Raw genomic sequence first — 20,739 nt, 5'->3', positions numbered from 1 at the left:
CTGTCTCAAAGTACCCAGCCTTTGAAAAAAATCATTACATTTCTATTTACGACAAAATACTTCTCTATCACGAACGCACATGATTCCATTATATTGAGACTCATCTCAAAATATTATTATTTTTCATCATGATAAAATTATTTTAAACAATGAAAAACTATCGTTTATGCTTTCTATACGTTTTCGCCTTAGTTTAGATTGCTTTAAAAAGAGACAAAAACAAAAATATATAAAAAAATCCCCTTTAAAAAAGCGTGAAATATCCCTATTAATAATTTATCAGTGAAAAAGGAATATCCTCGTGAAAAAAGTAGTGAAAGCAAAAAACCTCATCGCCTTCCGTATTTGGCTAGAGAAATTAGGTTATTCAGTTAAAACCTTAGCAGACAACCGTGGCTTTACTTTTAGCTTTAAAAAAGAATATGGACTGGTGACTTGCGACCTAGCGGGCAATAACTTGGCCATGCAGCTCGGTGAAGAATTCGAAGACCATTTGAAAGCCTAAAATTGCTCCATACTTACTTCGCGTGATGAATCAAAATTTAGCCCCCTTAAAGGGGCTTTTTTTATATATGAATCATCTATTAAATTTTAGGCAATAAAAAAGCAAGGCTTAATACCTTGCTTCATTACTGATGGTGGGGACGGAGAGACTCGAACTCTCACACCTTGCGGCGCTGGAACCTAAATCCAGTGCGTCTACCAATTTCGCCACGTCCCCATCAGGGTGCTAACTTTGCGTTAGACTTTAAGTTGGCAGAGGATCAAGGACTCGAACCTTGACGAACGGTTTTGGAGACCGTCATGCTACCATTACACCAATCCTCTATTGCCTTATAAACCATCTTAATTCAAATGATTTATGGTGGGGACGGAGAGACTCGAACTCTCACACCTTGCGGCGCTGGAACCTAAATCCAGTGCGTCTACCAATTTCGCCACGTCCCCAATGGCTGTGTATATTATAGCGATAGACACTATATGACAAGCGCTTTTATAAGCAATCACCCGCTTTTCTGTCATAAAATCAGCAGTTGAATCTATTTTTATGTTCTATCTGTATAAAAAGGCTATTCCGTTCTTCACTAAATTTCAGGCAATAAAAAAGCAAGGCTTAATACCTTGCTTCATTACTGATGGTGGGGACGGAGAGACTCGAACTCTCACACCTTGCGGCGCTGGAACCTAAATCCAGTGCGTCTACCAATTTCGCCACGTCCCCATCAGGGTGCTAACTTTGCGTTAGACTTTAAGTTGGCAGAGGATCAAGGACTCGAACCTTGACGAACGGTTTTGGAGACCGTCATGCTACCATTACACCAATCCTCTATTGCCTTATAAACCATCTTAATTCAAATGATTTATGGTGGGGACGGAGAGACTCGAACTCTCACACCTTGCGGCGCTGGAACCTAAATCCAGTGCGTCTACCAATTTCGCCACGTCCCCAATGGCTGTGTATACTATAGAGATCATTTTCGCATGACAAGCAATTTTTAAGAAAAACACACTCAATTGATTAAATAAGAAACAAAAACTTTATACTTGGCTTTTTCTCATTCAATTTCAGTCATTAAGCATCGTTTTGCAGCCATGATATTTTGCCATCTTTGGCTTTTTTGCTTAGCTAAAAGTCCATGTAATAATGGACTAAAACCCTGAAAAGGTTCTGGAAGTGCTATCTTCAAAAACTGACAGTGTAAATATGCCCAATCTTGGTAGCTTGATGCCTGCAAACGTTGATCAGTCAACCACTCAAGTAGAATGATCCCGAGTGCATACAGGTCGGTTTGTACGGTCTTTGCTTCACCATGAAATAATTCAGGTGCCATATAGCGCGGTGTCGCCGTTAGAGCCTTTTTACAGCTTATTTCACCAATTCTTTGGCTCTGCTCAAAATCAATTAACTTACATGTAGAACCGTTTAACAAAAAATGCGAAGGTTTTAAGTCAGCATGAATCCAACCCATCTGATGTAATTCTTCAACAGCATTCAGCATTTTAAAAATGATATGAATGACATGATCTCGACTTAACTGACGGGGATTCGCCATAAGTAATGATGGAACATTTTTTAAGATGAGTGCGACTTTCACCTGCTCTGAGTGAAGCTCAAAATTTTCAAGGATTTGCACTTCAGGCAAGAACTTCGGCAGTTGCAGCATCGCAAGTGCATGTTGATAAAAACTAAGTTCAGTGTCAAAGCCGTTAATTAGCGCCACATGCTCTGATAGCGACTGATACTTTAACCAATACCCCTGCCCTGCAACTTCAAAGCGATAAAGCCTTCGCCCCCAGCCCAAACGCTGAGTCGGAGTATGAAGCGACATCGCGAGAGCATTTAATTCTTGACGATTAAACTGCCAAGAATTCGGATTCATTCATCTCTGCCGTATCCAATGCAGTTAAGACCTCTAAACAATGTTGTATAGTTTTCCCGACACGAGCATGTGTTTCAATCATTGAGATTTTTGGCCAAGTTGCACGTTCGCCTTCACGTTGTAAGAGTTTAAATAAGTGTGGTCTTGGATTTTGCAGCATATAGCTATAATGGCGCAGGCCATATTTCCCTACAATGTTTACATCGCCATAATAACGCTGATCGACCACACCATAACCATGATCCAGTAAGCGGCGGATCGGTGGAATCATCCCCACACGCTCACGGGCAAAGTCCATCACCCCTTTACTAATCACTTTGCCTTGTCGGCGTACAATCCGTTCAGGCCAGCTCAACATGTCTTTACGAAACCGCGCTTCATCCGACTGCATAAACGGCACCACATGCGGGTTCACTTGACTGGCAATCGTGTAATTTAAGTTGTATAAACGCGCCATTTTCTCCTGCGGAAAATCGCTACGCACGCTGCCATCAACCCAGCGAGTAGAAGACATATAGGGGGTATATAAGCCATCATGTCGTTTACTGGTGAGCTTGACTGGCGGAAATAGAATCGGCACTGCACAAGACGCGAGCACCGCGCTCCACACCAATAAGTCAGGTGAAGTAAAGGTATTCATAATGCGCGGATTTTGTGAGGCATCATAAGGTGCAACCGCGACATTGTTATACAAGCCTGACTGCTTAAAGGCCTCTTCAAAGGTAACGTCACCCAAATTTGCAATTAAAAAGTTTTTTAAATGCTTTACATCCGCTAAGCCGCCATTGCCCTTTAAGACCTCACGAAAACCCCGAAACTGAAAGGCATCGGTGAAAAAGTTTTCACCATTTAAGATGCTCAGCATTTCTGCAGGCGTCGCTCGCCCCAGCATCGCTGTCATAATGGCACCAGCACTTGAACCAGACAGCACTTTTGGCATGAGGTCTTGCTCAAGCAAAGCCTTGCACACACCTGTATGAAACAGTCCTAATGTTGCACCGCCTGAAAACATCATGGCTGGTTGCCCAAAAGCTTTTTGACAGTGCTGAAAAAATTCAATTTTTTGCTGTTTATCTAAACACTGGCAATCCGTAGATGCTACAAATGCTAAACCTCGACTAACTTCTTCAATATAGTCTTCAATAATTTTCTTGGTGCCGACATAGGTTGCAGTAAACAGCATGGGGTGAGCAATATTAGCAATGTCATAACTCAGACCTTCACGTAGCAGGTACATTAAATCGGTCGTACGCTTTTGTTGACGATAACGCTTCAACAACCCTAAACGATGGGTAATCACTTCTGCATCGAAATAAGGTGAACAGTTGTCATACTTCCACTCTTGCGCCCCTGACTCTTCATCAATTCTAAGTGCAATACTTTTCCACTCAGTATAGTTGTCTGCCTGAGCCAATTGGTTTTTCAGTTTTTTGATTCGATAGGCTTGGTGCGGGTTGATTTCCCGTGTGAAATCTTTAAACAACATATTCATCCTCACCCACTTTTTTTGTTTTCCTAAAATTTCACTGACACGTTCAACCGTCAGTCTAACTGACTATGTGCAAATTATGTGAGCATTACAATTGCCATTTCAACCCTAAAATTGGCAAATCTGCACCGCTTTAAGGGTTTGATACGACTAGATCGGATGTTAAGATCGACGACAAGTGTAATTATAAGCTGATTAATCATGGCGACCATTGACCTACCGAACAATATCTTAGAAGCACTATCGACTGTACTCCAACAACTACAGCAAAGCCTACCAGAAGTTAAACAAGCACCTGATTTTTCAGCGATTGCCTTTAAATGGGAAAATGGCGAGTTAAAAGCCATTCATCAGCTCAAACGAATCGAATTAAATGATTTAAAAGGCATTGAGCGTCAAAAAGAAAAAGTACTGCAAAATACAGAACAGTTTCTTAATGGTTTACCTGCCAATGACGTTCTGCTAACGGGCTCTCGCGGGACAGGCAAGTCCTCTATTGTGCGTGCTTTATTAACGGAATACGCAGAGCAAGGCTTAAGGCTGATTGAAATTGAACGTGATGATTTATCCGAACTGCCTGAAATTCAAAAGCTGATTGCAGAACGTCCTGAAAAGTTTATTGTGTATTGTGATGACTTGGCGTTTAACGCCGAAGATGAAAACTATCGCAGTTTAAAAAGTGTGCTAGATGGGTCTTTGCAGTCAGGTTCAAGCAATTTTATTATTTATGCCACCAGTAACCGTCGTCATTTGCTGCCTGAATTTATGCATGAAAACACGCCAGTGACTCGGGTCGATGTACCGCAGTACACTGAACTGCATCCACAAGAAGCGATTGAAGAAAAAATTTCACTCTCCGATCGTTTTGGATTATGGCTGTCTTTTTATCCAATGGATCAAAACTTATATTTGGACATTGTGCAGCACTACTTAGCAAAAGCTCAAATCGCCATGGACGATATGGTACGAGCCGAAGCGCTTCGTTGGTGTCAGGCGCGAGGACAACGCTCTGGACGTGCCGCGTATCAATTTTCTAAACACTGGGTCGGTTCACAACAATTAAAGCAGCTTTAGTTTAAATATACTGATCAACGCTTAAATATCTATTTTATTTCAATTATTTTGATAGTTCAACCTAATCAAAGAAACAACCCAAATTCCGCATCAGAATTTGGGTTGTTTCTTTGATTAGGGATAGATTTCAATTCACATAGGTTTGGTCTGATTATTGATATTTATCCAAGTTTGTTTCTGGCCCATCTTTGACCACAGCTTGTGCTTTTGCATAACTTTCCATCAAGCATTTATATTCCGGGCAAATGTGTTCCGAAATAATTTCAGCAAAACGCGAGCCTTCTGGACGGTTCCAAGTACGCATTAACTCGGCCACAATCGCAAAAGTATCGGTTGGAATTGCGCCCGCTTGGGTCACACGAGCAATTGATGTATCTGTGGCTAACTTGCTCCAGTTACCTGATGCATCCACAAGACAATAGACGTTATAACCTTCTTTACGAGCGCTTACAGCAGGGAAAGTCATACATACACTGGTCAGCGTTCCAGCAATAATCAGTGTCTTCCTACCCGTTTTTTTAACTTCATCTACAAATAAGGGATTGTCCCAAGTATTAATTTGTCCAGTCCGTGGTACATAAACTGCATGCGGAGCAAAGTGGTGAATTTCAGGAATTAAAGGACCATTAGGGCCGTCAGGTACAGATGCAGTGGTAATTACAGGTATATTTAATAAAGTTGCCGCTTTTGCAATTGCAATCACATAATTGCGTAAGTCGGGTACAGGTACATCGCGTACGGTATTAAAAAGTCCACTTTGATGATCAATCAGTAGAATTATCGAATCATCAGGGTCTAGCATTCCATTAGTATAGTAGCCGCCATGGGTAACACCTCTAAAATTTTCTTCTAATTATGTACTTCCATTGTTGTAATGAAAGTTCCTAAAACAGACCGTCATAGCTTTGAGGTTTATACGACCAAGATATTTTTTAAGAAAATCTATATCTGCCTTTCATATAAACTAAAGAATATCCTTAAGCTCAGGAAGCTAAATCATGTTACGTGTTGTAATTGCAATTCATGGTTTTACACTTATTGATGAGCACTCATAAAATCTTACAAAGATTATTAAATTAACCATATTAATCAAATATTTAAAACCAAATAAAAATAGACTTCCAATTTAGTTTATAGGTTTTTATAGTTTCAACATTTCATGAGTCATCTAAAATTATACATTCCATACTTATCCCCAATTTCTATGGATAAACCTATGGGTAAATACTTTTAACTTGATGCTTAGCTACATTTAAGTGAGTCAAAAATATTCTTAAAGTCTAAGCAGAGCATTTTTAAAAGCCCTTTGATAAAGACCTAAATGTAAAAAGCCCAACATTTAGTCGGGCTTTAAGCTTATCAAATGAAAGTCTTAGACTTCACTGGGATTGGTCAACTCAGTCATTGGCCAGCGAGGTGTTGTCGTTACAGCCAAACCGTCATGCTGCCCTGCTTTTAACCGCTGATAACCAGCAAAAGCAATCATAGCGCCATTGTCCGTACAAAGTGCAGGTTCGGCATAGTAAACCTGAGCACGAATCTTGGTTAAATCTACTTCTAAACGCTCACGTAAACGTTTATTGGCACTGACACCACCAGCGATCACTAAACGTTTTAAACCTGTTTGCTTCAACGCTTTCACAGATTTTTTAACTAAGGTATCCACGATGGCTTCTTGAAAACTCGCTGCAATATCCGCATCACGGTTTTCATCACCTAATTTTTTCATTTGCACAGATACGGCTGTTTTTAAACCACTAAATGAAAACTCCAAACCTTGATGCAGCATTGGGCGTGGGAAAGCAAAGACATTCGGATCACCTTGCTCAGCCAGTTTTGAAATATTTGGACCACCTGGATACGGTAATCCCATCATTTTCGCAACCTTATCAAAGGCTTCACCTGCAGCATCATCAATCGACTCCCCCAACAATTCATACTGTCCAATCCCATAGGCAGCCATCAGTTGAGAATGTCCGCCTGAGACCAAAAGTGCTACAAAAGGAAATTCTGGCGGCGTTTCCGATAAAAGTGGTGCCAACATATGCCCTTCCATATGATGCACACCAATTGCAGGTTTATTTAAAGCAAAGGCCAAAGTTCGACCAAACAGCGCGCCTGTCATCAGCGCACCCATCAAACCTGGGCCACGCGTATATGCCACGGCATCAATTTCAGATTTTTTTACACCACTTTCTTCAAGCAGTTGATTCATCAATGGAATCAGCTTACGCACATGGTCACGCGATGCCAACTCTGGTACCACACCACCATACTCTGCATGCAGTTTAATTTGGCTGTACAGCACTTGCCCACGCAAACCCAACTCGCTGTCATAAAGGGCAAGTCCTGTTTCATCACAAGATGTTTCTAAGCCTAAAACGATCATTAAACTGCCTATAACCTGTATCAAATCTATTGCGTGAACCATTATAGACTTGTGGTATGAGATGTAAATGAGTAAAATACTGACCTTCACTTGTGATCAGGGCAATCTCGCCCAGATCTTATCCATAACTTAATGAGGATTCTTCATGCCACAAGTTAAATTGAAAGAAGGCGAACCAGTAGACGTAGCTATCCGTCGTTTCAAACGTTCATGCGAAAAAGCGGGCGTTTTAGCTGACGTACGTAAGCGCGAATTCTACGAGAAACCAACTCAAGAACGTAAGCGCAAAAAAGCTGCTGCTGTTAAACGCTACCAAAAGAAATTGGCGCGTGAATCAGTACGTACTACTCGCCTTTACTAAGATTAATTTGTGATTGACTGCCTGGACTAAATAATGACTACTTTAAAAAGCCAAATAACTGAAGTTTTGAAAGCCACTATGCGTGCTAAAGAAATGGATAAGTTAACGGTAATTCGTGGTCTACAGGCGGCAATTAAGCAAATCGAAGTCGATGAGCGCAAAGAACTTGACGACGCTCAAGTTCTTGCGGTTATTGAAAAACAAATTAAACAACGTAAAGAATCGATCAAAGCCTTTGAAGGTGCTGGTCGAGAAGATTTAGCTAGTAAGGAACAAGCCGAACTTGAGGTTTTATCTCAATTTCTACCAGAAGCTATGACTGAGGAAGAACTTGATTCCATGATTGCGCAAACGATTGCAGCGCAAGAAGCTACTAGCATGAAAGATATGGGTAAGGTGATGAATTCTCTGCGTCCGCTCATAGCCGGGCGCGCCGATCCTTCTCAAGTTTCAGCAAAAATTAAAGCAAAACTGGCTTAATTTAAAAATCTTTAAATCGATTACGTTGAACTGACCTTAAGAAAGGCAGTTCAAAGTTTTAGTTTCTATAAAAATTATTATTCTTCTTTTTATTTTATCTATTCATTCTCAGCTTTAAAACAAATCCTGACTCATCTCTGTTTTATCCCTCTATTTGCAATACCGCTTTCCTAAGCTCTAAATTGTCGATCCTTTTGCATTTGGGTTAAACGCGTTTTAATGGTCGCTGACATTGATTCATTATCTTTCGCTAAACGCTGAGCATGCAATAAAGATTTAATCGCTTCTTCTTCAAAACCCGACCAGAACTGCACTTCAGCCCGGTAGCGCAGAACATTAATGGTATGCATTGGGGACTTTTTATCTAAACTTGCGGCTTGCTGCATCAGTCTCCACGCATTCACATCACGCGGATTATTTTTCAAAAAACGATTGAGTACAGGCTGCGCAAGCTCAGGTCGATTCTGACGAATATAAACTTCAGCCAATTTATAATTTAAAGCCCGATTTTCAGGCATGATGCTCGCAGGTGATTGGATAACAGCAAGTGCTTCATTCACACGATTTTGTCCAAGCAAAATATCAGTTTGAATCAAGGTCTGCAGGTTATGTAATTTCTGATGCGACTTGGCCTGATCTAACACTTGTTGAGCAAGTTTATAGTCACCTTGTTTGAGGTAAAAACTAGCCAAAGCCAATTGTGCTGCATAGCTGTTACGGCTTACCAGCATCTGAAGTTGCTGTTCTGTCGCCTGATTCGAGATCACCGCGGTATACAGCTTCAAGATTTCAAAGTCTTCATCACGCCAAGTAGATTTCACTTTAGGCAACTGATTCGCTCTAAGTCTCGCTTCACTCATTCGCTCAGTCGTGAGTGGGTGTGTGAACCAAAAGTCAGGTAAAAAACTCACTCGACTGGTTGCACGGTGCATCACTTCAAAAAAATCAGCCATACTTTGTGGATTATAACCAGCGCTATACATGTACTGCATCCCTATACGGTCAGCTTCACGCTCTTGGTTACGACTATAAGACAGCTGCTTGTCCATGAGTGCGGCTTGCGTACCAACCATGACCGCTGAACCGACATCACCATCGGCTTGAGATGCAACCAAAGCACCAACCAAAATCCCTGCCAGCGCGAGTAATCCCTGCCCCTTAAACGCCTCTTGCGAACGACTGTAGTGGCGCTGTGTGACGTGCGCAATTTCGTGCGCCATTACGCCGGCAACTTCATCCATATTATTGGCATTGGTAATCAAACCAGCGTTTAATGCAAACAATCCACCCGGAACTGCAAAGGCATTAATTTGCGGGTCATTAATGACCACCAGACCAATCGGTTGACCAAGTTGGGTTTGACTCAAAATGCTTGAAAAAGCATTCATCAGTTGATCTTCTAGCCACGGATTTTGCGTAACAGGTAGCTGACGCTGCACTTCACGATAAACTTTTTCACCAATATAGCGCTCATTATATTGATCAATAAAACCTATACCTGAACCAATCTCAGGCACATTAAACTGTGGAGCATTCGTAAGAAATTGACCTTCTGCAAAACCAACAGTCGAAATAAGACTTAAACTGCACGCACACAGAAAACGCTTCAACCCTCACCCCGACTTTATTTAAAGGAATCGAATGACTATAACATTGATAATTGAATGAAAATGCAATGAAGTGTTATCAATTCTTTATCTAAATTCAGGATTCACCACATATTGAGGTTGACCACCTTCCAATGCTTTCACCAAGTTTTGGTAAGCCAACTCTGACATTTTTTTACGTGTTACAGACGTTGCAGAACCAATATGCGGCAGCGTTACTACATTATGCAGCTGGAACAGTGCTGAATCTTGCAAGGGTTCTTTTTCATAAACATCCAACCCAGCTGCAAAAATTTGCTTTTGCTCCAAGGCCTGAATGAGTGCCTGCTCATCTACTATGGCACCACGCGAAATATTTACAAAGACGGCATGAGATTGCATTTTCTTAAATGCTTCTGCATCAATCAAATGCTGCGTATTCGCGTTTAGATCAACCGCCACAACAATGAAGTCCGATTGCTCCAACAGCTCATCTAATTCGCAAAAACGTGCATTTAATGGCTGAGCCAATTCTAATTTTTCTCGGCGCCCGTGATACAAAATATTCATATTAAAACCATGAAAACCACGTCGCGCAATTGCCGCACCAATATTTCCTAAGCCAATAATACCCAATGTTTGACCAAAAATTTCCTGACCAAATTGTGCCTGCCCGACAGTACGCGACCACTGACCTGTTTTGGTCCATTGATCCAAATAAGGCACTTGACGCGCCGCACTCATCAACAACGTAAAGGCCAAATCGGCAGTGGTTTCAGTTAGCACATGAGGGGTGTGGCTGAGCCAAATTTTTGCTTGGTTTAAGTAGTTCAGATCATAATTGTCATAGCCAACACTAACACTAGATATAATTTTGAGCTGTTTCGCAGTTTTTAGGTTGTTTTGATTCAGTAAACGCCCTGCACCAATCATGGCATCCGCATCCGCAACTTGCTCACGGATTTGCGTATTTACATCACCTGCTTTCGGGTTGATGACCACCACGTGATAACGCTGCTCTAAGCACTGTAATACTTCTGCATCTATTTGACTAAAAACAACGACTTTCTGCTTCATACCTATTCCATATTTTGTTGTTTTGCTCGCATCATGTGCCACAGGGCTTTTTTAAGTAATGGCTGATCAAGCATTTCTTGTAAGCTTGCTGATTGTGTGACTTTTATACTATTAGCATTTGGTATAAAGCCCAATGCAATAACAGTTTTACCCTGACTTACACCATCAATGAAACCTTGAATATAACTCTGAACGCCGCGCCCATCTTGGAAATTCAACAAAGGAAAAGGCCAATTCAGCGCATACTTTTGCGCAGGTAAGGCTTGCACAATATTTTGCCACAGCTGTTGCTGCTCCACGCTCAATTGTGTCGCTTCAATGACCAAGGCGCAGTGCTCCAAGGAAACAGCTTGCAACTGAAAAGCCTCAACATGGATGGCCTCTCGGACAATTTCTTCTTTTAATCCTGTAACAACTTCTTGTTCAATCGGCTGCGTTGCAATTTCAGCAGGAGGCGCTGGATGTGGAAGCTTATTCTGTACAAGTGGAGGTTCAGGAATGCTTTTGGCTTCGGGCTGAGATTGAGGTCGCACAATTTCAGAAATAATCTCAGTCGCGCTTTGATCTCGCCAGATCGATGTGGCTACATTTTGTTGAGACGGCAAAAAATCTGGAACCCACAAATCAATTCCTAAACTCGCCAAAACCTCACGCTGATGCCCGATCATCTTATACCTTCACACTTCATTCAGTGCATATTCTATCGAGAAATGCCTAGAGATGCTGTTCTTTTCACATTTTATTCGCATAGACACTAGGCAAATATCAAGAACATGCTCAAGGCCAAATTCACCACTCAATTAAACAATCATCAAGCGATTCTTCTTTTGCATTTGTTCAACGATCTCTTCACTGTCAAAACCGAGACGCCAATAGAGCAACTCCAAAACATCCTGCTCATCTTGAGTAATAATACGGTCATTCCATAAACAAATTTCAGCCACCCCCAAAATACTCAAACGATCTCGCAGCAGCAGCCCTGCCATATCATTTAAAATTTCGGCCAAATCAATCGGCTCATCTGAAATTTCCGCATACTGCTCCAACTCTTGTACAGTTAAAACTCGACGCAAGATTTTCTCTCGTACTTCCAGCTGCGTTTCACTATTGATTTGTTGCACATGTAACAAAGCATCAATTAAACGCACAATCTGCGGTTTAACCTCATCTAGAGCTGCAGGTGTATGTACAGGCAACAGATTCAGCTCAAACTTAACTCGTTCGAGCAACAGCGCATCCAACAGTCCAATTTCACCGTCTTCCTGAATAATCCTCGCCAACTTTAATAGAAACTGACGTGCAATTGTCGCTGGCATGCCACCAATATTTCGGCATGCCTCATGGAAAATTGAAATATGAACACGACCATCTAGGTTTAACAATGAATCAACAATGGCACGGCTCACTTCAGCCTCAGCAGGAATAAACTCACGGAATTGGCGAATCATGAGAATTGCGACCATCAACTCGCGTGAACCTGTTGCGGTCTGTAAAGCACGCTGAATTAGCTCTGGACGTTCAATATGCGCACGTACTTCAGGGTTAAGCGGTTTAATCGCATCTTTAATGGCAAAACTAATCGGAGACAGTCTTAATAAGGGCAAAGGCTGCGGTGAAGTCCAAGGGGCTTGAAAATCCGCGTACTGCTCTTCTAAGGAACGAAACAAGCCAAATAGCGGACGGTTGCGCAGTTTTTCTAGGTTTTCTAACTGTATGTCTTGAACCAAATTCGGATTCATTTCATAAATACGTTCTTCAATACTTGGATGAATATTCATCCAACTTTGTGCACTTAATGAGTTGGCAAAACACATGTGTGCAATCGACTCAGAATATTCACTGTGAATTTGCGAACCTGCGTGATGCACATAGATACGCATCAAGGTTTGAATATTGGCATCATTTTGCATCAGACGACGTGTTTTCATATCATTTTTTAAAGTGCGCCCCCCCAAAGTCAGAAACTTAATACAGCGTGTAACCAGCACCCCCAAACTACCAATCAGCCAGATCACACCACCTGTTGCAACAAAAGTCGTTTCAAAACTTTGTGACTTTTTATGATGAGTTGAAAATCCCAATTTAGCAATTTTACTACCCCACTGACTAAAGGTCGTGAGAGCACTATATAAAATTTTTAACCGTGTATTTTCAGCGGTCTCACCTGATAAAATTTGATTAAACTCATGATTCAATAACCCCGTCAGCTCAAGTTCATCAAGATTTTGCAGGGCGCCCCACGTTAAAATAATCGCAATATCTTTGGGATAAAAACCAGCGGTTAAGGCATTTACCCCCACTTCATCGGGCAAAACATACACAGCAGGCGTTTCAATTAAAAAAGTATCAGCTAGTTTTTCTGTAATTTTCAGCGCAATACTTTCTTCTGGTGTACTTTCAATCAAACTTAAACGTCGTGCACGCAGTTGCTTGGCCAGACTGTGTCCGCCTGAACGGAACACATACAGCTCATATACCACGGAATAACTCATCACCAAGAGCAACAAACCAATGATATAAATACTCAAGCTATGCCAAAAAATGCTTTGACTCGAATCAAAATAAAAAACCAGCAGTCCAGCCACAGTATTTAAAATAAATAGCGACAAAAGCACCGCAAGCAAGCAGATACTTGCAGACCACAACATGTTTTTATTCTTTATGATTGAATAGCTTACACCCTTCAATGTAAATCCCTTTTCTTACATTGTTTGAATCAATCCATCATAAATGAAAAAAGCGGGAAACTCCCGCTTTTCTCAAATCTAAATCAATTAGACTTCTTTCACACCCGTCAAATCAACGGAAGCTGCATCAATATTGACATCAATATAGCTGTCTTTCTTTTTCGATGTTTCACGACGTTTCGCCTGTAATTCATCTAAATAAGCTTCATCGATACCACCAGCAACATATTGACCATCAAATACCGAGCAATCAAACTCTTGTAAATCTGGCACTTTGCTGGTACGCACAGCTGCTTTTAAGTCTTCCAAATCTTGGAAAATTAGACGATCTGCACCAATAATTTCACGAATTTCTTCAACTGTACGCTCAGATGCAATCAGCTCTTCTTTTGCTGGCATATCAATGCCATACACATTTGGATATTTCACCATCGGCGCAGCAGAAGCAAAGAAGACTTTTTTCGCACCCGCATCACGTGCCATTTGGATAATTTCATTACACGTAGTACCACGTACAATCGAGTCATCCACCAAAAGTACATTTTTACCTTGGAACTCAAGTTCAACAGGGTTCAACTTTTGACGTACTGATTTTTTACGCAATTGCTGACCCGGCATAATGAAAGTACGGCCAATATAGCGGTTCTTCATAAAGCCTTCACGGAACTTCACGCCCAACATATTTGCAAGTTCAAGTGCAGAGGTACGCGAGGTATCTGGAATTGGGATCACAACATCGATATCGTGCTCTTCACTCCACTCCGTCAGAATTTTTTGAGCAAGCTTTTCACCCATTTTTAAACGTGCTTTGTAGACTGAAATGCCATCAATAATCGCATCTGGACGCGCAAAGTAAACATATTCAAAAATACATGGGCGGTATTCAGGCGCTTCAGCACACTGCTTGGTAAACATCTGCCCTTGTGAGTCAATAAAGATCGCTTCACCCGGCGCAATATCACGCTCAACTTTAAAGCCGAGTGCCGTAATAGCGACAGACTCAGATGCAATGATATATTCCATACCTGCATCAGTTTCACGCGAACCGTAAATCAGTGGACGAATACCATTTGGATCACGGAAACCCACTAAGCCATGCCCAGTAAGCATTGCAACCACGGCATAACCACCTTTACAGCGCTCATGTACTTTACTAACCACATGGAAGATATCGTCTGCTGTAGGCATCAATTTGCCACGTTTTTGCAACTCATGCGCAAATACGTTTAACAGTACTTCTGAGTCTGAATCCGTATTCATATGACGTAAGTCTGTTTTGAACAGATCGTCATGAATTTCTTCAGCATTGGTTAAGTTACCATTATGCGCTAACGTGATCCCGTAAGGTGAGTTCACATAGAAGGGCTGCGCTTCAGCGCTGCTCGATGAACCCGCAGTAGGATAACGCACATGCCCAATACCATAGTTACCTTGTAATGCACGCATATGGCGAGTGTGGAACACATCACGAACCATGCCATTGTCTTTACGTAAGAATAAACGACCTTCGTGGCAGGTTACTATCCCAGCTGCATCTTGCCCACGATGTTGTAACATCGTTAATGCATCAAACAACATTTGGTTAACAGCTGATTTACCAGCTATACCAACTACTCCACACATAGCAACCTCGCAGACAAGCTAGGATTAATAAAAAGGATTATTTGTTGACTCACCCTGTCCCTCAGCATTTTTCGAGGAAATTTTCGGTGAAGAATCTGAAGATACATGCGTATCTTTAGACTTGATATGTGACATCGCCTCGCTTGCAGCCTCTTTAGAAAGCTCCATCGCCCATGGCGCATAAGGCAAAAGTGTTTGGACAAATTTGGATTGTCTCCAATATGGAGAACTTTCAACCCAAGACCCGACACCTTGCATCGTAATCAGAACAATTAACAACCCTTTTAATGAACCAAAAGCACCGCCGGCTAATCGATTCAAAGGCCCGAGTTTTAAACTCTTCAATATGTTATTCAGTAATGCCGTGACTATCCACGTCAAAACCACAATAACCAATACAATAAATGCAAAAGCTGCAATTTTTTGAACCACTGGATCTTCACTGAGTGAGACCATCGAAGGTGCTAGGACGCTTGCAAATTTAGCACCAACAATCAGCGCTAAAATCCATCCTATCAAGTTCGCAAAGGCTTTAACAAATCCTTGACGCAAACCGTTGAGCCCTCCAATGAGCAATACAATCAATATGAAGATATCAATGGCATTCATGTTGTTTTCATTGCAGAGACGCAGTCTTGAATTAAGGTTGGTCCTGTATAGATGAGGCCACTATAAACTTGTACAAGGTTTGCCCCTGCATTTTGTTTTGCAAGCGCCTGCTCACCCGACAAAATCCCCCCCACACCAATCAAAGGAATCTGACCTTTTAAAACCTCAGCAAAGGCTTTTAAACACGCTGTGCTTTTCTCAAACACAGGCGCACCAGATAAACCACCCGCTTCATCACCAAAAGGTAAGTTTTCCACCCCTTCACGAGACAAAGTCGTATTGGTCACAATCAGACCATCAATTTTAAACTGAAGCAGTTGTTTCGCAATAAATTGAATATCTTCCGCTTCCAAATCCGGCGCAACTTTCAGTACCAGTGGTACATAGTGCTGTTGCTCTTCAGCCAACTCTAACTGACGTTTTTTCAGCGTCTCTAGCAACTCGGTTAAAGCATCGCCACTTTGCAAACTACGCAGGTTTTTTGTATTTGGAGAAGAAATGTTGACGGTAATATAAGACGCATAGTTATAGACTTTTTCTAAACAAATGAGATAGTCATCTACTGCGTTTTCTACTGGAGTATCCGCATTTTTGCCGATATTAATCCCCAAAACACCTTTAAACTTTGCCGCTTTGACATTTTCAATCAGTTGATCCACGCCATCGTTGTTAAAACCCATACGGTTAATAATGGCTTTAGCTTGTGGGATACGGAATAAACGCGGTAGAGGATTGCCCTGCTGTGGACGCGGAGTAATGGTTCCAATTTCAATAAAACCAAACCCTAGACCTGCCAGTGCGTCAATATAAGCACCATTTTTATCTAGACCAGCAGCCAAACCTACAGGATTGGGGAACTCGATGCCCATACATGTCACCGGTTTAGCCGCTATATTTTGACGCATTAAGCCTAGCTTATGCGTTGATTTCAATAGCGATAGTGTTAGCTCATGTGCACGCTCTGGTGCTAAAGTAAACAACAAAGGGCGGGCAAGAGAATACAACATATCTGTAAAAGTCTACTGCTTTTTAAGTCGCCATATTATAGGCATAGCCTCGCTAAAACACCATGCTTCGTCTGGCTTTATTTTTAGCGATTATTTCACGCTCGCCGATAATTTAATCTGCCCTGCATCTGAGACCAACTCCATTTTTTCAATACTCAAACCATTTTGCGTTAGTTGAGTCAAAAAGTTGGCCAACACCACATAGTTTGCGTGGCTTACCACCAACTGAATTTGTTCAGCATTCTGCTGCGAAGCAACCGACAAACCTTGCTGCTGTGCAATACGTTGGATCTGCTCCATCGGAGTCAGTTGCCCATCTGAGCTCGATTTCATGATGACTGCATTGCTCTGCATCCATGTCATGGTTTCTTTGAGCTGGTTCACGCGTTTTTGCTGTTTCTCTGCCGCAGCATGGGTATACCAAAGCGCAGCCCCTATCGAGCTCACCAAGACAAAAATGACCAAGAAGATGGCTAATACACGGTCGCGCGGTGTAAGACGATCAAAATAAGCACTGATCAGCTCTAAACGCTGATCCAAAACAGTTTGTAAATTTTGCATGGCTTTCATTATTGTATTTTCACCATTCCAATTGCCCCACCCGTGGTCGGCTGAATATTGCCTAATTCAACCTGAAAACCTTGTTGATTAAGCTGCTGAGTGAGTGTCTGTAAAGCCTCTGCCGAGTTAGCTTTAAGTTGCATATTTAAGCTATTTGCTTCATACATCACCTGATTTGCCACAATTTGCTGTTGCATGAGCACAGGACCAACGCGACTCAATAAAGATAAAGCTTGAGCATCAGCTTGTTTATTCATATTCAGTTGATATTCAAACTGGCTTCGCAGGGTTTGCTCGCTCACAGGATAGTTCGCACCAAACCAATATTTAAATTGATCGACTGCTTGCACAGCCACTTGCTCTGCAAGCTTTTTATTTTGATACCAACGCGTCGCATCGTAGGTCAGTTGGGTCACAATCAACGCAACCAATACCGCTGCACAGGCTTTCCAATAGCCCGTTGAAACATGTTGCTCTTTCACCTTCGGCAAAAGATTCCATGGATGCTGTTTTGCTCTTGGCAATACCACCCATTCATAATGGAAAGACTCAAGCTGCTCCTGCGTCACACTGGCGTTTAAGCTATCCATGTGTGAAGCACTCAAGTTACAAATCTTATATTTTTGATTGGCTGCTTGATAATCTAAAAATACAGCAAGATCATCAATTGATCCGCCCAACCAAGTATTAGAGCGAAATAAGAGTCGCTCTTCAATACAACCCAAGATTACCTGCTCTGCGTCAGGTACAGGCAAAATCAGAAAATCAGGCAATAGACTGACCAGCTTCACAGGAATCAAACTCAAGGCATGCTGCAAAGTCTCTAAACGATGCTTTGAAATACCCAAAACAGTGAGTTGTTCAGGCGCTTGAAAGTGATGTAATACTTTCATCTGATCGATTGAGCTCAATACATATTCTTCGAGCAAATACTTCACACCTTCAGCCCCCAACTGCTTGTATTGAGCCTTAGGCATATTTTGCTGAATAATTTGCACATCACGGCTTGGAAAGAAAACAGTTGCTTCCTCACCATGATGCGCTTGTATATCTTGGATCAATTGCTCAAGTGTATGAGCAGATTGCCATCTTTCACCTATAGACCAGTGCCATGTTCCATCGGCTTCGGGCATCCAAATTTGCAACATGTATTATATTCTGCCGTTTTAATTGGTTTTTATATGCTAGGTATAAATGCTTTTGTTTGTGTCGACAAGCCTTCCGCAATAACTGCTTGCTCATAAATCCGTGCTTCAGCCAAAGCATAAGGATTGAAAGATTCTGTCACCAAAATCGAGGCCATGTGTGCCACCACATTCATATGACACACCACTACAATAGACTCATACGGCAAATGTGATAACCATTCCACAGCCGCTTTTGCATCATCATCTGGCTTAATGGTATTACAGATTACAACAGGTACATCCGCAAAGTGCTGTTTAATGTGTGCCAATGTTTCCTGCGCACGCAGCAATGGGCTAACCACAAAGACATCAGGTTGGATCCGTGACTTTAAAAAGTCAGCAGTTTGCTCTGCCTGTGCATGCCCACGTTCGGTGAGTGGGCGCTTAGTGTCATTCCCCATGATCGGTGGTGCAGCTTCGCCATGACGTACCAAAGTCAGTTGCATAAAAAATCCTTATTCAAATCCTGATTATTTTAATTAATTTTTATGACAATTCAGTCATTCTACCCACTTAAACGCTCATTTTATTTCGTTTTTTAAGTGACTTTAAACCTCATGATGCGGCAAAACAAACTCCACATCACTGCGGTGTCCATTTTTCATTAAGGATAATGCAATTGTCATTGGTGGCGCATTTTCAAAAATAACACTGTATAAAGCGCTAGTAATCGGCATATACACATCCAACTCTTCGGAACGTGCTTTGACTTGCACAATCGTGTTAATGCCTTCTGCTGTTTGCCCCAATTCAGTGGTTGCCTGTTCCAAGCTCTTACCTTGACCCAATGCAAAACCAACTTGATAGTTGCGACTGAGTGGACTGCTACACGTTGCGAATAAATCTCCGACACCAGACAATCCTAAGAAGGTCAGTGGATTTGCCCCTAACTTCACAGCAAAACGACTCATTTCCGCCAAAGCACGAGTCAAAATCATACTCTTCGTATTTTCACCGACTTTGTATGCAGCAGCCATTCCCATCGCAACCGCATAAATGTTTTTAAGCGCACCGCCAAGTTCTACACCATGCACGTCATCGCTGGCGAAAACACGGAACAAGGCACTATGCAAAGCTTGTTGTACAGCGTAACGCACTAAGTCAGACTGGCTTGCTATGACTGTTCCCGCTGGTTGTCCTGCCACAATTTCCTTGGCCAAGTTTGGCCCAGATAACACGCCATAAGGCACTTCTGGTAGCTCTGAGCGAATAATATCACTCATAAAACTAAAAGTATTCGCTTCAATACCCTTGGTCAAAGACACCACTGCTTGCGAAGTAATAAACGGTTTGATTTGTTTAAGGACATCACGGAAAGAATGACTCGGAATCGCCACCAAAATAATGTCGCGATCACGAACAGCCTCTTCTATATTTGAAACTGCACGTAAACCATCTTCAAGTTTAAAATCGGGCAAATAGCGTTTATTTACGTGCGTCGCATTAATATCAGCCGCAACCGCTTCATCACGAATCCAAATCATGGTATCGCAGCCATTACGAACCGCGGTATTCGCCATGGCCGTCCCAAAACTACCACCACCCAAAACTGTAATACGTAGTGCCGTTTTTTGATCTACTGCTACAGGTTCAACCAAATCTGAAAATTTTAACTCTGACATTATTTTTATATCCTAAAATGGAACTATTGATTCCAATAACTTACATAATCTTGGGTTTGAATTTCGGCACGTGGCGGAATTGCTTTAACTGCCGTACCAATATATAAAATACCTGAGATCAAATCATCTGCGGTGAGGCCCAAAGCCTGTTTGAAATGCACCGATTCCACCACTGCTCCACTACGCCACATACTCGAAAAACCTTGAGCTTGTAAGGACAAAATAAAATTCTGAATAGCAGCCCCACTACTCAAAGTCTGCTCAAAATTAGGGACTTTCGGATGCGATTGAAATTTAGTCAGTGCCAAAACCAGTAATGGGGCACGAAAAGGATGATTTTTAACACGCTCTAATTGTGCTGATTCCGTTTCGCCCAAATCAGCCAAGGCTTGTGACAATAACTCACCAAATGCCTCACGTTGATCTTCAGCAATTACGATAAAACGTGTCGGCTTTAAACGATGATGATCTGGCGCAGTCAATGCGGCTTGAAATGCTCGCTCTAATTGTTCTGCATTGGGAGCAGGCTCGACCAAATGGCCAATCGATTGACGTTGATGCATATTCTGGTGAACGATATCTACCGCGAGTTCCGTCATTAGGCTC

20 protein-coding genes and 6 tRNA genes are annotated in these 20,739 nt (G+C 41.9%); 4 read left to right on the top strand and 22 right to left on the bottom strand.

Annotated features, from left to right (window positions below; translation table 11 throughout):
- The first annotated feature begins 301 nt into the window (after positions 1-301).
- Positions 302-505, top strand: coding sequence for a hypothetical protein (locus tag AC4CU2_RS05795; RefSeq protein WP_004696295.1), 204 nt, complete (start codon positions 302-304; stop codon positions 503-505).
- Between the two features lie 131 nt (positions 506-636).
- Here the strand turns inward: AC4CU2_RS05795 and AC4CU2_RS05790 are convergent.
- The 8 genes from AC4CU2_RS05790 to AC4CU2_RS05755 all read right to left on the bottom strand — a co-directional run bounded on the left by AC4CU2_RS05790 (position 637) and on the right by AC4CU2_RS05755 (position 3,867).
- Positions 637-721, bottom strand: a tRNA-Leu gene (locus AC4CU2_RS05790).
- A gap of 33 nt (positions 722-754) precedes the next feature.
- Positions 755-828 (bottom strand) — tRNA-Trp (locus AC4CU2_RS05785).
- A gap of 35 nt (positions 829-863) precedes the next feature.
- A tRNA-Leu gene (locus tag AC4CU2_RS05780) sits at positions 864-948 on the bottom strand.
- A gap of 189 nt (positions 949-1,137) precedes the next feature.
- Positions 1,138-1,222: transfer RNA gene (locus AC4CU2_RS05775), tRNA-Leu, on the bottom strand.
- Positions 1,223-1,255: 33 nt separating this feature from the next.
- Positions 1,256-1,329, bottom strand: a tRNA-Trp gene (locus tag AC4CU2_RS05770).
- A gap of 35 nt (positions 1,330-1,364) precedes the next feature.
- Positions 1,365-1,449: transfer RNA gene (locus AC4CU2_RS05765), tRNA-Leu, on the bottom strand.
- 107 nt (positions 1,450-1,556) lie between these two features.
- On the bottom strand, positions 1,557-2,381 hold the full coding sequence (locus AC4CU2_RS05760; protein ID WP_490768421.1) for a serine/threonine protein kinase: 825 nt from the start codon (positions 2,379-2,381) through the stop codon (positions 1,557-1,559).
- Positions 2,356-3,867 carry a DUF3336 domain-containing protein gene (locus tag AC4CU2_RS05755; protein ID WP_004696290.1) on the bottom strand — a complete coding sequence of 504 codons (1,512 nt, stop codon included), beginning with the start codon at positions 3,865-3,867 and terminating at the stop codon, positions 2,356-2,358. The genes AC4CU2_RS05760 and AC4CU2_RS05755 overlap by 26 nt, the downstream gene beginning before the upstream one ends.
- A gap of 204 nt (positions 3,868-4,071) precedes the next feature.
- Between AC4CU2_RS05755 and AC4CU2_RS05750 the strand changes: the two genes are divergently transcribed.
- A complete protein-coding gene (locus tag AC4CU2_RS05750; RefSeq protein ID WP_010327089.1) occupies positions 4,072-4,944 on the top strand; it encodes an ATP-binding protein in 873 nt (290 codons plus the stop codon).
- A 151-nt stretch (positions 4,945-5,095) separates the two neighbouring features.
- Here AC4CU2_RS05750 and AC4CU2_RS05745 read toward each other — a convergent pair whose 3' ends face one another.
- Together AC4CU2_RS05745 and tsaD are read right to left on the bottom strand one after the other, a co-directional pair.
- On the bottom strand, positions 5,096-5,746 hold the full coding sequence (locus AC4CU2_RS05745; RefSeq protein WP_490768420.1) for an isochorismatase family protein: 651 nt from the start codon (positions 5,744-5,746) through the stop codon (positions 5,096-5,098).
- Positions 5,747-6,316: 570 nt separating this feature from the next.
- On the bottom strand, positions 6,317-7,333 hold the full coding sequence (tsaD, locus tag AC4CU2_RS05740) for a tRNA (adenosine(37)-N6)-threonylcarbamoyltransferase complex transferase subunit TsaD (protein ID WP_490768419.1): 1,017 nt from the start codon (positions 7,331-7,333) through the stop codon (positions 6,317-6,319).
- A 145-nt stretch (positions 7,334-7,478) separates the two neighbouring features.
- Between tsaD and rpsU the strand changes: the two genes are divergently transcribed.
- Positions 7,479-7,694, top strand: coding sequence for a 30S ribosomal protein S21 (gene rpsU, locus AC4CU2_RS05735; protein WP_001136722.1), 216 nt, complete (start codon positions 7,479-7,481; stop codon positions 7,692-7,694).
- Positions 7,695-7,727: 33 nt separating this feature from the next.
- Positions 7,728-8,174 carry a GatB/YqeY domain-containing protein gene (locus tag AC4CU2_RS05730; RefSeq protein ID WP_004982206.1) on the top strand — a complete coding sequence of 149 codons (447 nt, stop codon included), beginning with the start codon at positions 7,728-7,730 and terminating at the stop codon, positions 8,172-8,174.
- 170 nt (positions 8,175-8,344) lie between these two features.
- Here AC4CU2_RS05730 and AC4CU2_RS05725 read toward each other — a convergent pair whose 3' ends face one another.
- The 12 genes from AC4CU2_RS05725 to AC4CU2_RS05670 form a co-directional block, all read right to left on the bottom strand.
- A complete protein-coding gene (locus AC4CU2_RS05725; protein WP_490768418.1) occupies positions 8,345-9,784 on the bottom strand; it encodes a M48 family metalloprotease in 1,440 nt (479 codons plus the stop codon).
- An 84-nt stretch (positions 9,785-9,868) separates the two neighbouring features.
- Entirely contained in the window at positions 9,869-10,837 is a 969-nt protein-coding gene (locus tag AC4CU2_RS05720; protein ID WP_490768417.1) for a 2-hydroxyacid dehydrogenase, read from the bottom strand.
- A 2-nt stretch (positions 10,838-10,839) separates the two neighbouring features.
- A complete protein-coding gene (locus tag AC4CU2_RS05715; RefSeq protein ID WP_004696276.1) occupies positions 10,840-11,505 on the bottom strand; it encodes a hypothetical protein in 666 nt (221 codons plus the stop codon).
- A gap of 132 nt (positions 11,506-11,637) precedes the next feature.
- Entirely contained in the window at positions 11,638-13,524 is a 1,887-nt protein-coding gene (locus AC4CU2_RS05710; protein WP_168158907.1) for a M48 family metalloprotease, read from the bottom strand.
- A gap of 87 nt (positions 13,525-13,611) precedes the next feature.
- A complete protein-coding gene (purF, locus tag AC4CU2_RS05705) occupies positions 13,612-15,147 on the bottom strand; it encodes an amidophosphoribosyltransferase (protein ID WP_062033868.1) in 1,536 nt (511 codons plus the stop codon).
- 24 nt (positions 15,148-15,171) lie between these two features.
- Positions 15,172-15,756, bottom strand: a complete 585-nt coding sequence (locus AC4CU2_RS05700) for a CvpA family protein (RefSeq protein WP_004696270.1) — start codon at positions 15,754-15,756, stop codon at positions 15,172-15,174.
- Entirely contained in the window at positions 15,753-16,763 is a 1,011-nt protein-coding gene (locus tag AC4CU2_RS05695) for a quinone-dependent dihydroorotate dehydrogenase (RefSeq protein WP_078426204.1), read from the bottom strand. Before AC4CU2_RS05695 ends, AC4CU2_RS05700 begins: the two co-directional genes overlap by 4 nt.
- Before the next feature lie 90 nt (positions 16,764-16,853).
- Positions 16,854-17,333, bottom strand: a complete 480-nt coding sequence (locus AC4CU2_RS05690; protein WP_490768416.1) for a type II secretion system protein M — start codon at positions 17,331-17,333, stop codon at positions 16,854-16,856.
- The gene (gene gspL, locus AC4CU2_RS05685; protein WP_490768415.1) at positions 17,333-18,472 is read right to left on the bottom strand and encodes a type II secretion system protein GspL; all 1,140 of its coding nucleotides are present in this window, start codon (positions 18,470-18,472) and stop codon (positions 17,333-17,335) included. Before gspL ends, AC4CU2_RS05690 begins: the two co-directional genes overlap by 1 nt.
- Before the next feature lie 29 nt (positions 18,473-18,501).
- Complete coding sequence (locus AC4CU2_RS05680; RefSeq protein WP_005400615.1) at positions 18,502-18,957, bottom strand: phosphoglycerate mutase family protein; 456 nt, start codon at positions 18,955-18,957, stop codon at positions 18,502-18,504.
- Positions 18,958-19,059: 102 nt separating this feature from the next.
- Entirely contained in the window at positions 19,060-20,133 is a 1,074-nt protein-coding gene (locus AC4CU2_RS05675; protein WP_004982230.1) for an NAD(P)H-dependent glycerol-3-phosphate dehydrogenase, read from the bottom strand.
- Between the two features lie 23 nt (positions 20,134-20,156).
- Positions 20,157-20,732: a nitroreductase family protein gene (locus AC4CU2_RS05670; protein WP_490768414.1), complete on the bottom strand. Its 576-nt coding sequence runs from the start codon at positions 20,730-20,732 to the stop codon at positions 20,157-20,159.
- Positions 20,733-20,739 lie beyond the last annotated feature (7 nt).

This window comes from Acinetobacter sp. 797_lipA (assembly GCF_058243025.1).
This window is presented reverse-complemented; position numbering and strand designations above follow the sequence as displayed.

Coding starts and splice junctions, on each gene's coding strand:
- rpsU (WP_001136722.1), top strand. CDS start 7,479: ATGCCACAAGTTAAATTGAAAGAAGGCGAACCAGTAGACGTAGCTATC.
- AC4CU2_RS05715 (WP_004696276.1), bottom strand. CDS start 11,505: ATGATCGGGCATCAGCGTGAGGTTTTGGCGAGTTTAGGAATTGATTTG.
- AC4CU2_RS05690 (WP_490768416.1), bottom strand. CDS start 17,333: ATGAAAGCCATGCAAAATTTACAAACTGTTTTGGATCAGCGTTTAGAG.
- AC4CU2_RS05670 (WP_490768414.1), bottom strand. CDS start 20,732: ATGACGGAACTCGCGGTAGATATCGTTCACCAGAATATGCATCAACGT.
- AC4CU2_RS05760 (WP_490768421.1), bottom strand. CDS start 2,381: ATGAATCCGAATTCTTGGCAGTTTAATCGTCAAGAATTAAATGCTCTC.
- tsaD (WP_490768419.1), bottom strand. CDS start 7,333: ATGATCGTTTTAGGCTTAGAAACATCTTGTGATGAAACAGGACTTGCC.
- AC4CU2_RS05720 (WP_490768417.1), bottom strand. CDS start 10,837: ATGAAGCAGAAAGTCGTTGTTTTTAGTCAAATAGATGCAGAAGTATTA.
- AC4CU2_RS05750 (WP_010327089.1), top strand. CDS start 4,072: ATGGCGACCATTGACCTACCGAACAATATCTTAGAAGCACTATCGACT.
- gspL (WP_490768415.1), bottom strand. CDS start 18,472: ATGTTGCAAATTTGGATGCCCGAAGCCGATGGAACATGGCACTGGTCT.
- AC4CU2_RS05675 (WP_004982230.1), bottom strand. CDS start 20,133: ATGTCAGAGTTAAAATTTTCAGATTTGGTTGAACCTGTAGCAGTAGAT.
- AC4CU2_RS05700 (WP_004696270.1), bottom strand. CDS start 15,756: ATGAATGCCATTGATATCTTCATATTGATTGTATTGCTCATTGGAGGG.
- AC4CU2_RS05680 (WP_005400615.1), bottom strand. CDS start 18,957: ATGCAACTGACTTTGGTACGTCATGGCGAAGCTGCACCACCGATCATG.
- AC4CU2_RS05745 (WP_490768420.1), bottom strand. CDS start 5,746: ATGCTAGACCCTGATGATTCGATAATTCTACTGATTGATCATCAAAGT.
- purF (WP_062033868.1), bottom strand. CDS start 15,147: ATGTGTGGAGTAGTTGGTATAGCTGGTAAATCAGCTGTTAACCAAATG.
- AC4CU2_RS05695 (WP_078426204.1), bottom strand. CDS start 16,763: ATGTTGTATTCTCTTGCCCGCCCTTTGTTGTTTACTTTAGCACCAGAG.
- AC4CU2_RS05730 (WP_004982206.1), top strand. CDS start 7,728: ATGACTACTTTAAAAAGCCAAATAACTGAAGTTTTGAAAGCCACTATG.
- AC4CU2_RS05755 (WP_004696290.1), bottom strand. CDS start 3,867: ATGTTGTTTAAAGATTTCACACGGGAAATCAACCCGCACCAAGCCTAT.